We start from the raw sequence: 13,860 nt of genomic DNA on the forward strand, positions 1-13,860 counted from the left end.
GCCTCAGGCCTCGCCGTTGCCCGTGCCGCCACCGGTGCCCGCGTCGGTGGCGGGTGCGGCTCCGGCGGCGGCAAGGGTCTGCAGGGCGGTCATGTGCTCGAGGATCTGGTCCCGGTCGGGGTTGCGGAACTCGTCCACCACGCGGCCGTCGGCGAGGAACACCACCCGGTCGCAGTACGACGCGGCGACGGCGTCGTGGGTGACCATCACGATGGTCTGCCCGAACTCGTCCACGCTGCGCCGCAGGAAGGAGAGCACCTCGGCCCCCGAGGTGCTGTCCAGGTTGCCGGTGGGCTCGTCGGCGAAGACGATCGACGGCTGGCTCACCAACGCCCGGGCACAGGCCACCCGCTGCTGCTGGCCGCCGGACATCTGGTTGGGACGGTGACCCAGCCGGTCGCGCAGACCCACGGTGTCCACCACCGTGTCGAACCATGCCTGGTCGGGCTTCTTCCCGGCCAGGTTGAGCGGGAGCAGGATGTTCTCCTGGGCGGTCAGGGTCGGGATCAGGTTGAACGCCTGGAAGACGAACCCGATCCGCTCCCGGCGCAGCTGCGTGAGCGCCTTGTCCTTGAGCTGGCTCAGCGCCGTACCGTCGACCTCCACCTCGCCCGCGGTGGGGGTGTCCAGCGCCGCCAGGCAGTGCATCAGCGTGGACTTGCCGGACCCCGAGGGACCCATGATCGCGGTGAACTGTCCGGCCTCGAGATCGAGCGTGACTCCGTCCAGAGCGTGCACGGTGGCGCCCCCGGTCCCGTACGTCTTGCGGAGGTCGACCGCCCGGGCGGCGACGGCGGGCGGGCTGGCGGGTGCGCTCGTCATGGCACCAGCCTGCCCGAGCGCGCCGACACCCGCCATCAGGGGCACCCCTGATCCCACCCCGACGGCCTCATCCCGGCCCCAGCGCGGGGAGGAAGAGCGCGGCGTCGCCGAACTCGTGCCACAGGTAGCCCGAGGCCCGCGCCGCCGCGTAGGCCCGGTCGGTCAGCTCGTCGCCGGCCACCGCGCGCACCAGCTGCAGGTGGGAGGCGCCGGCGTCGTGCCACCCGGTGACCAGTCCGGTGACGACCTGGGGCGGCTCGGCCGGCGTCACCACCCGGTCGGTCCAGCCCGCGCTGGGGTGCACCGTCGGGGAGCCGTCGCGGTGGCGGACGGCGGACTCCAGCGCGCGGGTCACCGTGGTGCCCACCGCCACCACCCGGCCGCCCGAGCGACGGGTTGCGTTCACCACCGCCGCGGTGACCTCGGGTACGGCGAACCGCTCCGGCTGCGGACCCTCGCCGGCCTCCTGGGAGGAGACCCCGGTGTGCAGGGTGATCGTCGCGGTGACGATGCCGGAGGCGACGAGGTCCGCCACCACCGCCGGGGTGAACGGGCGGCCCGCCGACGGCATCTCGGCGCTGCCGGGACGCCGGGAGAACAGGGTCTGGTAGTCGTGCATCTCGAACGGGCGCTCCAGGTAGCCGTAGGAGATCGGGCGTCCGACCCGCAGCAGGGTGTCCGCCAGGTCGCCGGTGGCCTCGGCGCGCCAGAGCCGGTTGCCACGTCCGGTCGGGGAGGAGGCGCCGTCGGGGTAGGGGGCGAGCAACCGGACCCGGAGATCGCTGCCGGGGACGGTGAGCAGGTCGCCGGGCCGGGCGTCCAGCACGGCGCGGGCGGCATCGGGGGCGCGTCGTACCTCCACGACGCGGTGGCCGTCGTCGAGCCGGGTGGCCAGGTGGAGCACCACGGGGCCCTGGCGGTCGCTGTGGGCGTCGAGCTGGGCGGGCACGGTCGCGGAGTCGTTCACCACGACGACGTCCCCGGCGCGGAGCTCCGCGGCGAGCCCACGGAAGGTGCGGTGCCGGATCCGGTCGGTACCGGAGGTGCCATCCGCGACCAGGAGCCGGACGGCGTCCCGGGCGAGCCCGCGGCGCTCGGCGGGAGCGGGGGCGAAGGTCGGCTCGGTGGTGGGCTGCGCACTCATCTCAGGCCTCCTGGGCGCTCGGACGACGGGTGGTGGTGGCGGTGGGGAGGTCGGTCGCCCGGTAGCGACCCGACGGCGGCCGGCTCGCGAGCAGACCGATCAGGTGTGGCACGACCGCCTCGGGCAGCGGCCGGTCGGAGATGTCCTGGTCGGGGAACCACTGCTGGTGGAGCGCGGTGCGCATGTCGCCGGGGTCGACCGCGTAGGCGGTGATCTCCGGGTTCTCGGCGGCGAAGGTGGCGGTCAGGTGGTCGAGGCCGGCTTTCGAGGCGCTGTAGAGGCCCCACCCCGGGTAGTGCTCGACGGCGGCGTCGGAGGAGAGGGAGAGCAGCGTGCCGTGCCCGGCGACCAGGTGGCCGAGCAGGAGGGAGGTGAGCACCAGTGGTGCGCCCACGTTGTGCCGCCAGACGTGCTGCAGGTCGGCGGGTGTCACCTGGTCGAGGCGGCGGTAGCGGTGCTCGCCGCTGGCCGGGCCGAGCACGCTGGCGTTGTTCACCAGCAGGTCGAGCCGGCCGTGGTCCTCGACCGCGGCGCGCAGTGCCGCCCGGTGCTCGGAGTCGGTGACGTCCCCGGGCAGCGCGGTGATCCGTGCGCCGGGGAGCCCGGCGCGGATCGCGTCTGCCGCCGCCCGGAGCCGGTCCGCGTCCCGACCGTCGGTGATCACCTGCCAGCCGTCGGCGGCGAGGGCCGCGACGAGAGCGCGGCCGAGGCCGGCGCTGCCACCGGTGACCACCGCGATCGGGCGGTTCGCGAGGTCGGAGTGAGGAGACGGGGTCGTGTCGTGGTGGGTCATGGGACAAGGCTTCAACTTCAAGTGAAGTTGAAGTCAAGGGCTACACGCGGTCGATCTGCTGGGGCGGTGAGACGTCCGACAGATTCGCCGCTCCGCGTCGGACCGGTGTGCGACAGTGGCCGCATGGCTGGACAGCGGCGCTACGTGGGAGCGATCGACCAGGGGACCACCAGCACTCGGTTCATGGTCTTCGACCACGCGGGCGCGGTGGTGGCGCGGCACCAGCTCGAGCACCAGCAGATCCTGCCGCGGGCCGGCTGGGTCGAGCACAACCCGGTGGAGATCTGGGAGCGCACCTCCGCGGTGGTGCAGACCGCCCTCGGCCGGGCCGGCCTCGAGGCCGACGACCTGGCCGCGGTCGGCATCACCAACCAGCGGGAGACCACGATCGTCTGGGACCGTGCCACCGGTCGACCCCTGCACAACGCGATCGTGTGGCAGGACACCCGCACCGACGCGATCGCCGCCCGGCTCGAGCGGGACGGCCACGGCGACCTGATCCGCGAGCGGGCCGGGCTGCCACCGGCGCCCTACTTCTCGGGCGGCAAGCTGCGCTGGCTGCTGGACAACGTGGACGGCCTGCGCGACCGGGCCGACTCCGGCGAGGTGCTGTTCGGCACCCCCGACACCTGGGTGCTGTGGAACCTCACCGGCGGAGTCGACGGCGGGGTGCACGTCACCGACGTCACCAACGCCAGCAGGACCATGCTGATGGACCTGGAGACCCTCGACTGGGACGACGAGCTGCTGGCGGTCTTCGACGTCCCGCGCGCGATGCTGCCGACGATCCGGGAGTCGTCGGCGGCGGTGCCCTACGGCACCACTCGTCGTACCGGGCCGTTCGGGGGCGAGGTGCCGATCACCGGGATCCTCGGTGACCAGCAGGCGGCCACCGTCGGCCAGGTCTGCTTCGCCCCCGGCGAGGCGAAGAACACCTACGGCACCGGCAACTTCATGCTGCTCAACACCGGCACCGAGATCGTCCGCTCCCGTGCCGGCCTGCTCACCACGCCCGCCTACAAGTTCGGCGACGAGCCGTGTGTCTACGCGCTGGAGGGATCGATCGCGGTCACCGGATCGGCGGTCCAGTGGTTGCGCGACCAGCTCGGCATCATCAGCGGCGCGGCCGAGTCGGAGGCCCTGGCCCGTCAGGTCGCGGAGAACGGCGGGGTCTACTTCGTGCCGGCCTTCTCCGGACTCTTCGCGCCCTACTGGCGCTCGGACGCCCGGGGCGCGATCGTCGGACTCTCCCGGTTCAACACCAACGCGCACCTCGCCCGAGCCACCCTCGAGGCGATCTGCTACCAGTCCCGCGACGTGGTGGAGGCGATGTCCGCCGACTCCGGGGTGCGGCTGGAGACGCTCAAGGTGGACGGCGGCGTCACCCTCAACGACCTCTGCATGCAGATCCAGGCCGACGTGCTCGGCGTCGATGTGAGCCGCCCCGAGGTCCCCGAGACGACCGCGCTCGGCGCCGCCTACGCCGCCGGACTCGCGGTGGGCTACTGGGCCGGCACCGACGAGCTGCGACAGAACTGGCGTGAGGACGCCCGCTGGTCCCCGGCATGGAGCAGCGAACAGCGCGACGAGGGCTACCGCCAGTGGAAGAAGGCCGTCCAGCGCACCCTGGACTGGGTGGACGTCTGAGCAGCACCCGTGCCCGGGCGACAGCGCCGTCGCCGTACCGCTCCCGACCATCAGGGGGACCGATGGAACCCGCCGCACTCTCGCCCCGCGCCCGCAGCGCCGCACTGCGCCGGATGGCCAACCAACGACTCGACGTGCTGGTGATCGGGGGAGGCGTGGTCGGCGCCGGCGCCGCCCTCGACGCGGCCACCCGGGGGCTCGCGGTCGGCCTCGTCGAGGCCCGCGACTTCGCCTCCGGCACCTCCAGCCGCAGCTCCAAGCTGATCCACGGCGGCCTGCGCTACCTGGAGATGCTGGACTTCCGGCTGGTCGCCGAGGCGCTGAAGGAGCGCGGGCTGCTGTTGCAGCGCCTCGCCCCGCACCTGGTCAAGCCGGTGCCGTTCCTCTACCCGCTGACCGGCCGCGGGTGGGAGCGGTGGTACGCCGGGAGCGGCGTCGCGCTCTACGACGCCATGTCCCGGGCCAGCGGCTACGGCGACACCACCCCGTTGCACCGCCACCTCACCCGGCGCGGCGCCCGCAAGCTGTTCCCCTCGCTGCGCAAGGACGCCCTGGTCGGGGCGATCCGCTACTACGACGCCCAGGTCGACGACGCCCGCCACACGATGTTCCTGGCCCGGACCGCCGCCACCTACGGAGCCGCGGTGGCCTCCCGGACCAGGGTCACCGGGCTGATCAAGGAGAGCGAGCGGGTGGTCGGCGCCGAGGTGATCGACCTGGAGACCGGGCACACCTTCGCGATCCGCGCCTCCCAGGTGATCAACGCCACCGGCGTGTGGACCGACGAGACCCAGTCGATGGCCCGCGAGCGCGGCCAGTTCAAGGTGCGCGCCAGCAAGGGCATCCACCTGGTGGTGCCGCGGGACCGGATCCGTGGCGACGCCGGCCTGATCCTGCGCACCGAGAAGTCGGTGCTGTTCGTCATCCCGTGGAAGCGGCACTGGATCATCGGCACCACCGACACCGACTGGGCGCTGTCCAAGGACCACCCGGCGGCGAGCTCCCGCGACATCGACTACCTGCTGGAGCGGGTGAACCAGGTGCTCGAGGTGCCGCTCAACCGCGACGACGTCGAGGGCGTCTATGCCGGGCTCCGGCCGCTCCTCGCCGGCGAGAGCGACGCCACCTCCAAGCTCTCCCGGGAGCACGCCGTGGCGCACAGCGTGCCCGGGTTGGTGGTGGTCGCCGGAGGCAAGTACACGACCTACCGGGTGATGGCCGCGGACGCGGTCGACGAGGCCGTGCACGGTCTGGAGGCGGTGCAGGGGCGCACCGTCGGCAGCTGCGTCACCGAGAACATCCCGCTGGTCGGCGCGGACGGCTACCAAGCGCTGTGGAACCAGCGACGCCAGCTGGCGGCCAACTCGGGGCTGGCCGTCAACCGGATCGAGCACCTGCTCGACCGGTACGGCTCCCTGGTGCTGGAGGTGCTCGACATCGTCGCCGCCGAGCCCGACCTGGCCGAGCCGCTGCCCGGTGCCGAGGACTACCTGCAGGCCGAGGTGCTCTACGCGGTGACGCACGAGGGGGCGCGGCACCTCGACGACATCCTGACCCGGCGGCTCCGGGTCTCCTTCGAGACCTTCGACCGCGGCGTCGCAGCGGCGCCGTACGTGGCCGACCTGGTGCGTGGACACCTCGGCTGGGACGCGGACCAGAAGGAGCGCGAGATCGAGCACTACCTCAAACGCGTGGAGGCCGAGCGGGAGAGCCAGCGGCAGCCGGACGACCACACCGCGGACGCGGCGCGCAAGGGTGCGCCGGACGTGGTGCCGGTGACCCAGGTCGGAGGCTCCCGGGTCGGGGACGCCGCGGTCGACGGCTAGCGTTGCCGACATGGATCTCCAGCTGCGCGACCGCGTCTACATCGTCACCGGAGGCACCCGCGGCCTCGGCCGGGCCACCGCGGCCGAGCTCGTCGCCGACGGCGCCCGGGTGCTGCTCACCGGCCGCACCGAGGACGGCGTGGCCGCGGCCGTCGCCGACCTCGCACCGGTGGCCGACCAGGGCGGTGGCGCCGTGCGCGGTACGGCGGCCGACAACGGGGATCCGCAGACGCCGGCCCGTCTCGTCGCGGAGGCCGAGGCGGCCTGGGGTCGCCTGGACGGGGCGCTGATCAGCGTCGGCGGACCGCCGGCCGGCCCGGCGACCGCGATGACCGACGAGCAGTGGAGCGGCGCGTTCGAGACCGTGTTCCTGGGCGGCGTGCGCCTCGCCCGTGAGATCGGCACCCGCCTGGGGCGCGGCGGAGCGTTGGCGATGGTGCTGTCCAGCAGCGTGCGCCAGCCGGTGGCCGGGCTCGCGATCTCCAACGGCCTGCGGCCGGGACTGGCGATGGTGGCCAAGACCCTGGCCGACGAGCTCGGTCCCGCCGGCATCCGGGTGAACACGCTGCTGCCCGGACGTATCGGCACCGACCGGGTCGCCGAGCTCGACGCCGCCACCGGCGACGCCGACGCCGCTCGGGCGGCCGCGATCGGCCAGATCCCGCTCGGACGCTACGGCGAGCCGGAGGAGTTCGGACGGGCCGCGGCGTTCCTGCTCTCGCCGGCTGCATCGTTCCTCTCCGGGGTGGCGCTGCCCGTCGACGGCGGGATGACCCGCTCGCTCTGAGCCGACGCCCGGCCACGGCCGAACGGACCGCTGCCCCGCACGGGACGGCGTTCGCCACGACGTCCGTGGCGCCGCTCGTCCCAGGCCAGGTAGCCGAAGCCGACCGCGGCGAGGACCCCGAAGAACCACCACTGCAGGCCGTAGAAGAAGTGCGGACCCTCGTCGAGCTCGGGCAGCTCGGCACGGGTCAGCGGCTCGGCAGGCTCGGGGTCCTCCGACCGCAGGTCCACGAAGCCCCCGTAGACCTCCCGATCGAGGGCCTCGCCGATCGCGACACTCGAGATGGCGCGGGTGGACTGGTCGGTCACCTGCGTGCTGCTGCCGGTGCCGTCGGCGCGGACCCATCCGGTGACGGTGACCTCGCCCTCGGGCGGCCCCGGTACGTCGGCGCCGGAGGTGCCCGGGTCGTCGGTCCCGTACCAGCCACGGTCGACCAGGAGCGCCGTACCGTCGGCGGTGACGAGGGGCACCACCGCGTCCACCCCGGGCACCCCGTTCTCATCGGTGCGGTAGCGCACGATCACGGTGTCGTCGGCGTCGTAGGTCCCGGTGGCCGTGACCACCCGCCACTCCTCGCCGGCGTCGACGGGCTGGTCCGGGGCGAGGACCTCCTCGACGGGCGCAGGGTCCTTGGTCTCGTTGGCGCGGACGATCGCGTTGCGGTCCTTGCGGTCCTCCAGCCGGCCGAACTGCCACTCGCCGAGCCACCACGTCGCATACCCGATCAGGATCACGGCCAGGAAGAAAAGGACCCAGCGGCGGCTCAGCAGGAACCGCCACGAGCCGAGCAACCCGTCGTTCTTCACGGGGCAACGGTAGATCGCGTGCCTATGCTGGTCGTATGCAGGTGCAAGGTCTGGTCGACCGATACGACCGCGTGGCCACCGATCTCCGGGTTTCGCTGACCGATCGCTGCAATCTGCGCTGTTCCTACTGCATGCCGGCCGAGGGCCTGGACTGGATGCCGACCGACGACCAGCTCACCGACGACGAGGTGGTGCGCCTGATCGGGGTCGCCGTCGGACAGCTCGGTGTCACCGAGGTCCGGTTCACCGGCGGAGAGCCGTTGGTACGACGCGGCCTGGTCGACATCGTGGCCCGCACCCGTGCGCTGGCCGACGAGCTCGGGCTCCCGGTGGAGCAGTCCCTGACCACGAACGCCCTCGGTCTGGCCCGCACCGCCGGCACCCTCGCCGCGGCCGGCCTGGACCGGGTCAACGTCTCGCTGGACACGGTGCGCCCGGAGACCTTCGCCACCATCACCCGACGCGACCGGCTCACCGACGTGGTGGCGGGCCTGGAGGCCGCGGCCGCTGCCGGCCTGGGTCCGGTGAAGGTCAACGCGGTGCTGCTGCGCGGGGTGAACGACGACCAGGCGGCGGAGATGCTCGCCTGGTGCCTGGAACGCGACTACCAGTTGCGCTTCATCGAGCAGATGCCGCTGGACGCCCAGCACGGCTGGTCGCGCGAGCAGATGATCACCGCGGACGAGATCATCGAGCGCCTGGAGGCGCGATTCACCCTGACCCCGGCTCGGGAGCCGCGGGGGAGCGCGCCCGCCGAGCTGTTCCGCGTCGACGGCGGTCCCGCCACGGTGGGGGTGATCGGCTCGGTCACCCGCCCGTTCTGTGGCGACTGCGACCGGGTGCGGCTCACCGCCGACGGCCAGGTGCGCAACTGCCTCTTCGCCCGCACCGAGTCCGACCTGCGCGGCCCGCTCCGCGCCGGCGCCACCGACGCCGAGCTCGCCGACCGCTGGCGCGCCGCCGTCCGCCCCAAGGCCGCCGGTCACGGGATCGACGACCCCACCTTCCTCCAGCCCGACCGCCCCATGTCCGCCATCGGTGGTTGAGTTGGGGTTTGCGCCCTCTTGAGTTGGGTCTTCGCGCCCTCGAAAGCGCGCTTCGGGCTCCTCGGCGGAGGAGCGACGGCCATCACAGCCGCCGTCACCAGCGCCGGGTCCCGTACGTCGGCTGCAGCGCCTGACGCACCTCCCGGACCCAGCGGTCGAGCCGGGGCCCGGTGAAGTCACCGCGGCGCACCACGATGACCGTCCAGCCGAGTGCGGCGAGGTGGGTACGACGCTCCAGGTCGCGCCGCCTCTGCGCGGGATCGAGGTGGTGCTCGCCGTCGTACTCGACACAGACCCGGGCATGCGGGTACGCCAGATCCAGCCGGTACCTCGCAACGCCCTCGACCTCGACCCAGAGCTGGGCCACCGGAGCGGGCAGTCCGGCGGAGCGCAGCTCGAACAGCACCCACGCCTCGCGGGCCGACTCCGTCCGCGGCTCCGTCCAAGGTGCCAGTTGTCGGCACTGGACCACGCCCCGCCGACGACGGAAGCGCGGCAGCTCCCGGAGCAGGTCGCCGGCCTCGAAGCCGCCCTTCCCGGCCAGGGCGCACATGGCGGCGAAAGCATCGCGCTGCCGCAGGTGGCAGCCCAGGTCGAGCGCGGTCCGCAGGGGCGTGGTCACTCGTAGCCCGCCGAGGCGCATCAGATCCTCGGCCGCCAGGTCGCGGGTGCGCCCGTCCGCCTGCTCGCGCCTCGTCGGGTTGCGGCCGCGCAGGACGCACGTCTCGATCGGCGGGAGCAGGTCGTGCTCGTCCATGGCGTAGGCGTCGACGCCGTGCAGCCACGCGGCCGTGCGATCGGTGATGACGTGGTGCTGCGACGTCGCCAGTTCCACCACCGCGGTGCGGAGCTCGATGGTGTCCGGCAGCCCGGGGACGGCGTAGACGCCACGGGCGTAGCGGATCAGGAGACCGCGCTCGGCCACCTTGGCGACCTGGCGTCGGCTGACGCCGAGTGCCTCCGCTTCGGGCAGGGTGAACGGGCGGCGGGGGAGGGCTGAGAGATCCATGCCGCTGCACGATGCGCCGCGCGCCGACCGTTCGGGGGCGGTGACGCATGGCACGGTGGATCGCCGTTCGTCCTCAGCGCGAGGCCGTTAGAGCTACGCCGGCACGGGACGCCTGGGGTTGGTGTGGCGTCGAGTCGACGGGGCCGAGCCCCCGACTCGACGGGGCCGAAACCCCAACTCGACGATCAGGCGGGGGTGTGCGGGACCGTCTCCTTGAGGAACTGCCGGGCGCCGAGGAAGGACTCCAGCGAAGCGCGGTGCTCGTCGCAGGCCAGCCAGATCTTGCGTCGGTCGGGCGTGTGCAGCTTGGGGTTGTTCCACTGCAGCTGCCAGGTCGCGGGTGCGCGGCACCCCTTGGCGGAGCAGACGTCAGGTTCCACGGGACCCCAGTTGGCGTTGGGCGTCACCGGCTCCGGTCAGCGGGAGGGTGGTGTCGCGGCTGTCGTTGGCGTTGGCCATCACCACCGCCACGTAGGGGAGCACCACGGCGCCCACGATCAGCAACGGCCACAGCCAGTGGATGCCGGCCACGCCGGCCGCTGCGGCACCGATGAAGCAGATCGTGCGCAGGCCCATCCAGAAGAGATAGCGCTGCTGACGGCGTGCGAGGTCCGCCTGCGGGCTGGTGCCCGCGGTGGTGATCCGGATCGGTCCGGCGTCTGCTCCCGCCACCTGATCAGCGTACTAGGCTCCGTTGCATGACGAACCGCACCTACCGTGTCACCGAGATCGTCGGCACCTCTCCCGAGGGGATCGACCAGGCCGTCCGCAACGGCATCTCCCGAGCGAGCCAGACCCTGCGCCACGTCGACTGGTTCGAGATCACCCAGGTCCGTGGCCAGGTCAAGGACGGCGAGGTCGAGCACTTCCAGGTGGGGATCAAGGTCGGCTTCCGCCTCGAGGACGACGAGTGACCTCTCGGCCGTGACCGGGTGACCTCTCGGCCGTGACCGGGTGACCTCTCGGCCGTGACCGGGCGACCTCTCGGCGGTGACCGGGCGACCTCTCGGCACGAGCGCGGGTGGCTGAGGCCGACGCCACCCGCGCTTGTAGGGATCCCACAAAGAAGGTCCGGCATCTTCGGGCCCACGGGCAGCGAGACCGCACCGCCCGCGCCACTAGCGTCGGAGCCGTGAACGAGCCCCGATCCGTCCTGATCACCGGCGGCAACCGCGGCATCGGCCGCGCCATCGCCGAGGCCTTCGTCGCCCAGGGCGACAAGGTCGCCGTCACCACCCGCAGCGGGGGCGCTCCGGACGGAGCGCTGGAGATCAAGGCCGACGTCACCGACGCCGCCTCGGTCGACGCGGCGTTCAAGGAGGCCGAGGCGGCCCACGGCCCGGTCGAGGTGCTGGTCGCCAACGCCGGGATCACCGCCGACACCCTGCTGCTGCGCATGTCGGAGTCCGACTGGAGTTCGGTGATCGACACCAACCTCACCGGCTCGTTCCACCTGGCCAAGCGGGCGGCGAAGGGCATGCTCCGCCTCAAGCGCGGCCGGATCATCTTCATCTCCAGCGTCGTCGGGCTGCTCGGCTCGCCGGGCCAGGTCAACTACGCCGCCTCGAAGGCGGGCCTGGTCGGGATGGCACGGTCGATGGCGCGCGAGCTGGGCTCGCGCAACATCACCGCCAACGTGGTGGCGCCGGGCTACGTCGACACCGACATGACCGCCGTGCTCAGCGACGAGCAGAAGTCGGCGATCCGCGGACAGGTGCCGCTCGGTCGGTACGCCGACCCGACGGAGGTCGCGGGCGCGGTCACCTGGTTGGCCGGAGATGGAGCGGCATACGTCACCGGGGCCGTCATCCCGGTCGACGGCGGACTCGGAATGGGGCACTGAACGGATGAGCGGCATGAAGATCCTCGACGGCAAGACCATCCTGGTCGCGGGTGTCACCCTCGACACCTCGATCGGCTTCGCGGTGGCGAAGTTCGCGCAGGAGCAGGGCGCGACGGTGCTGATCTCCAACTTCGGCCAAGCGCTGCGGATCACCCGTCGCATCGCCAAGCGGCTCCCCGAGATGCCGCCGGTGCTGGAGCTCGACGTCACCGACGAGGAGCACCTCGAGGGCCTGGCCGCGCAGGTGCGCGAGCACCTCGGACCCGACGCCCGCCTGGACGGCGTGGTCCACTCGATCGCCTACGGCAACCCCGAGACCCTGCTCGGCGGCAAGTTCCTCACCGGGCCCTGGAAGGACGTCGCGCAGGCGGTCCAGGTCTCGGCGTACTCCCTGCAGTCGCTGGCCAACGCGACCCGTCCGCTGATGTCGGAGGGCGGGTCGATCGTCGGCCTGACCTTCGACGCCTCCGTCGCCTGGCCGGTCTACGACTGGATGGGGGTCGCCAAGGCCGCGCTGGAGTCGACGTCGCGCTACCTCGCCCGCGATCTCGGTGCCGACGGGATCCGGGTCAACCTGGTCTCGGCCGGCCCGCTCAAGACGCTGGCCGCCAAGGCGATCCCCGGCTTCGAGGAGCTGGACTCGTTGTGGGAGTCGAAGGCTCCGCTCGGCTGGGACAACGGCGACCAGGAGCCGACCGCGCGCGCCGTGTGCGCGCTGCTGTCGGACCTGTTCCCCGCGACCACCGGCGAGATCGTGCACGTCGACGGCGGCTTCCACGCGATGGGCGCCTGAGACCGCCGGAGCACGCCCCGCAGATCACGACGCCGCAGCACGCCGCTCGGCCGGCCGGTGCAGGACGGCGGTCATCGCCGCCCACACCGCCGCGACGATCGCGATCTCGAGGGCCACGTAGAGCGGCCACGGCCCGAGCAGGTCCAGCAGTGACCCGGACGACGGTTTGGCGCGCAGATAGCCGTAGTTGGTGTCGGCCACCACGTTGAACACGTAGACCGCCCCGGCCCAGGTCAGGGTGATCGCGAGGGTGGCTCGGTACTCGGGCCACCCGGGGCGCAGCGACGGGTCCATCACCAGGTGCACCGCTGCCCACACGATCAGGATGTGCAGCGCCCAGAAGGCGAAGTAGCGCCCTTCGGGGAAGTCCTCGCCCAGCGACGGCGTGACCAGGCCCTGCACGGTCAGCACCAGGCCCCAGTAGAAGGTCAGTGCGACGGCGATCCGGTGGTGGGTCCACAACGCGACCGCTGCGGCCACCCACGCCAGGTCGCAGAGGTGCAGGGGGAGCGAGACGCCGAGCTCGAAGTCGGTCGCAGCGTCGTAGAGCTGGAAGGGCACCGTGCAGGCGACGATCGCCACTGCCCAGCACCGTTCGACCACACGGAGTCGCCGGCTCCGGCGAGGCCGACGGCCGAGCAGGACCACCACCAGCAGGCCGACCGCGAAGACGGCCAGTGGCACCAGGTGGCTGACCCCGTACGGCGTCACGGCCGCAGTCTCCCATGCCGTCGGCGACCGTGGGCGGTGCCGGCGCCGGGGTCGCTAAGGTGAGCAGATGCGCAGTGTCGTGCTGGTCCGGCACGCGAAGGCCGAGTCCTTCGCGGCCAGCGACCACGACCGTCGGCTGACCGAACGCGGCCGGCAGGACGCCGCCGAGCTGGGCCGGCGACTGCGAGCCCTCGGGGTGTCCCCGGACCTGGTGTACGTCTCCAGCGCCCGGCGTGCGCAGCAGACCTGGGACGGGGTGCGCGCGGCCGCCGGCTGGGACGTCTCCGCGCACACCGACCGGGGACTGTACGGAGCCGACGAGGAGTCGGTCCTGGAGCTGCTGCGGGTCACCGAGGACGTCGTCGGCACGGTCGCGGTGGTCGGCCACAACCCGACCATGGGCATGCTCGCCCACGGTCTCGACGACGGCCACGGCCCGGCCTCCTCCGAGCTGGCCGGCGGATTCCCGACCGCGACCGCCGCGGTCCTCGAGCACGACGGCGGTTGGGCGGACCTCGGTCCGGCGAGCAGCAGGCTGCGGCTGTTCGAGGTCGGCCGGGCCTGAGCTTGGATTCACCGATTCTCGGCTACTGCGCGCCCCCATCGGTGAATCCAAGCTGAGCCCGGACCCCG

Annotated in this window: 16 protein-coding genes; 8 read left to right on the forward strand and 8 right to left on the reverse strand. The window is 72.6% G+C overall.

All coding sequences use genetic code 11. The features are described 5' to 3' along the window. Positions 1–3 precede the first annotated feature (3 nt). The 3 genes from FIV43_RS04875 to FIV43_RS04885 form a co-directional block, all read right to left on the reverse strand. Complete coding sequence (locus FIV43_RS04875) at positions 4–822, reverse strand: ABC transporter ATP-binding protein (RefSeq protein ID WP_141013225.1); 819 nt, start codon at positions 820–822, stop codon at positions 4–6. Positions 823–889: 67 nt separating this feature from the next. Next, the gene (locus tag FIV43_RS04880; RefSeq protein ID WP_141013226.1) at positions 890–1,966 is read right to left on the reverse strand and encodes an S-adenosylmethionine:tRNA ribosyltransferase-isomerase; all 1,077 of its coding nucleotides are present in this window, start codon (positions 1,964–1,966) and stop codon (positions 890–892) included. 1 nt (position 1,967) lies between these two features. Beyond that, positions 1,968–2,759, reverse strand: coding sequence for an SDR family NAD(P)-dependent oxidoreductase (locus FIV43_RS04885; protein ID WP_141013227.1), 792 nt, complete (start codon positions 2,757–2,759; stop codon positions 1,968–1,970). A gap of 123 nt (positions 2,760–2,882) precedes the next feature. Between FIV43_RS04885 and glpK the strand changes: the two genes are divergently transcribed. The 3 genes from glpK to FIV43_RS04900 all read left to right on the forward strand — a co-directional run bounded on the left by glpK (position 2,883) and on the right by FIV43_RS04900 (position 7,019). Then, on the forward strand, positions 2,883–4,406 hold the full coding sequence (gene glpK, locus FIV43_RS04890; protein WP_141013228.1) for a glycerol kinase GlpK: 1,524 nt from the start codon (positions 2,883–2,885) through the stop codon (positions 4,404–4,406). Positions 4,407–4,468: 62 nt separating this feature from the next. Continuing rightward, entirely contained in the window at positions 4,469–6,232 is a 1,764-nt protein-coding gene (locus tag FIV43_RS04895; protein WP_141013229.1) for a glycerol-3-phosphate dehydrogenase/oxidase, read from the forward strand. 10 nt (positions 6,233–6,242) lie between these two features. Beyond that, entirely contained in the window at positions 6,243–7,019 is a 777-nt protein-coding gene (locus FIV43_RS04900; RefSeq protein ID WP_141013230.1) for an SDR family oxidoreductase, read from the forward strand. Here FIV43_RS04900 and FIV43_RS04905 read toward each other — a convergent pair. Next, on the reverse strand, positions 6,905–7,825 hold the full coding sequence (locus FIV43_RS04905) for an SURF1 family cytochrome oxidase biogenesis protein (RefSeq protein ID WP_231123696.1): 921 nt from the start codon (positions 7,823–7,825) through the stop codon (positions 6,905–6,907). The genes FIV43_RS04900 and FIV43_RS04905 overlap by 115 nt on opposite strands. A 35-nt stretch (positions 7,826–7,860) precedes the next feature. Here FIV43_RS04905 and moaA point away from each other — a divergent pair, with 35 nt between their 5' ends. Next, complete coding sequence (gene moaA / locus FIV43_RS04910; RefSeq protein ID WP_141013231.1) at positions 7,861–8,871, forward strand: GTP 3',8-cyclase MoaA; 1,011 nt, start codon at positions 7,861–7,863, stop codon at positions 8,869–8,871. A gap of 94 nt (positions 8,872–8,965) precedes the next feature. Here moaA and FIV43_RS04915 read toward each other — a convergent pair whose 3' ends face one another. The 3 genes from FIV43_RS04915 to FIV43_RS04925 form a co-directional block, all read right to left on the reverse strand. Continuing rightward, a complete protein-coding gene (locus FIV43_RS04915; RefSeq protein WP_141013232.1) occupies positions 8,966–9,880 on the reverse strand; it encodes a type IV toxin-antitoxin system AbiEi family antitoxin domain-containing protein in 915 nt (304 codons plus the stop codon). 185 nt (positions 9,881–10,065) lie between these two features. Continuing rightward, complete coding sequence (locus FIV43_RS04920; RefSeq protein WP_141013233.1) at positions 10,066–10,260, reverse strand: acetone carboxylase; 195 nt, start codon at positions 10,258–10,260, stop codon at positions 10,066–10,068. Beyond that, the gene (locus tag FIV43_RS04925; protein ID WP_141013234.1) at positions 10,250–10,552 is read right to left on the reverse strand and encodes a DUF3099 domain-containing protein; all 303 of its coding nucleotides are present in this window, start codon (positions 10,550–10,552) and stop codon (positions 10,250–10,252) included. The genes FIV43_RS04920 and FIV43_RS04925 overlap by 11 nt, the downstream gene beginning before the upstream one ends. Positions 10,553–10,578: 26 nt before the next feature. On the opposite strand from FIV43_RS04925, the gene FIV43_RS04930 reads away from it, so the two are divergent. From FIV43_RS04930 to fabI, 3 genes are all read left to right on the forward strand, one after another. Continuing rightward, a complete protein-coding gene (locus FIV43_RS04930; RefSeq protein ID WP_141013235.1) occupies positions 10,579–10,794 on the forward strand; it encodes a dodecin in 216 nt (71 codons plus the stop codon). A 218-nt stretch (positions 10,795–11,012) separates the two neighbouring features. Next, entirely contained in the window at positions 11,013–11,723 is a 711-nt protein-coding gene (locus FIV43_RS04935; RefSeq protein WP_141013236.1) for a beta-ketoacyl-ACP reductase, read from the forward strand. A 13-nt stretch (positions 11,724–11,736) separates the two neighbouring features. Further along, complete coding sequence (gene fabI / locus FIV43_RS04940; RefSeq protein WP_141015748.1) at positions 11,737–12,516, forward strand: enoyl-ACP reductase FabI; 780 nt, start codon at positions 11,737–11,739, stop codon at positions 12,514–12,516. A 24-nt stretch (positions 12,517–12,540) separates the two neighbouring features. Here the strand turns inward: fabI and FIV43_RS04945 are convergent, their stop codons facing one another. After that, a complete protein-coding gene (locus FIV43_RS04945; RefSeq protein WP_141013237.1) occupies positions 12,541–13,227 on the reverse strand; it encodes a YwaF family protein in 687 nt (228 codons plus the stop codon). A 67-nt stretch (positions 13,228–13,294) separates the two neighbouring features. Between FIV43_RS04945 and FIV43_RS04950 the strand changes: the two genes are divergently transcribed. Next, complete coding sequence (locus FIV43_RS04950; RefSeq protein WP_141013238.1) at positions 13,295–13,792, forward strand: SixA phosphatase family protein; 498 nt, start codon at positions 13,295–13,297, stop codon at positions 13,790–13,792. Positions 13,793–13,860: the final 68 nt, after the last annotated feature.

It is taken from the genome of Nocardioides sambongensis, from assembly GCF_006494815.1.
Taxonomy (GTDB): domain Bacteria; phylum Actinomycetota; class Actinomycetes; order Propionibacteriales; family Nocardioidaceae; genus Nocardioides; species Nocardioides sambongensis.

Bases quoted from the DNA above. Each gene is read 5' to 3' on its own strand.
- FIV43_RS04875 (WP_141013225.1), bottom strand. From the start codon at position 822: ATGACGAGCGCACCCGCCAGCCCGCCCGCCGTCGCCGCCCGGGCGGTC.
- FIV43_RS04880 (WP_141013226.1), bottom strand. From the start codon at position 1,966: ATGAGTGCGCAGCCCACCACCGAGCCGACCTTCGCCCCCGCTCCCGCC.
- FIV43_RS04885 (WP_141013227.1), bottom strand. From the start codon at position 2,759: ATGACCCACCACGACACGACCCCGTCTCCTCACTCCGACCTCGCGAAC.
- glpK (WP_141013228.1), top strand. From the start codon at position 2,883: ATGGCTGGACAGCGGCGCTACGTGGGAGCGATCGACCAGGGGACCACC.
- FIV43_RS04895 (WP_141013229.1), top strand. From the start codon at position 4,469: ATGGAACCCGCCGCACTCTCGCCCCGCGCCCGCAGCGCCGCACTGCGC.
- FIV43_RS04900 (WP_141013230.1), top strand. From the start codon at position 6,243: ATGGATCTCCAGCTGCGCGACCGCGTCTACATCGTCACCGGAGGCACC.
- moaA (WP_141013231.1), top strand. From the start codon at position 7,861: ATGCAGGTGCAAGGTCTGGTCGACCGATACGACCGCGTGGCCACCGAT.
- FIV43_RS04915 (WP_141013232.1), bottom strand. From the start codon at position 9,880: ATGGATCTCTCAGCCCTCCCCCGCCGCCCGTTCACCCTGCCCGAAGCG.
- FIV43_RS04930 (WP_141013235.1), top strand. From the start codon at position 10,579: ATGACGAACCGCACCTACCGTGTCACCGAGATCGTCGGCACCTCTCCC.
- fabI (WP_141015748.1), top strand. From the start codon at position 11,737: ATGAAGATCCTCGACGGCAAGACCATCCTGGTCGCGGGTGTCACCCTC.
- FIV43_RS04950 (WP_141013238.1), top strand. From the start codon at position 13,295: ATGCGCAGTGTCGTGCTGGTCCGGCACGCGAAGGCCGAGTCCTTCGCG.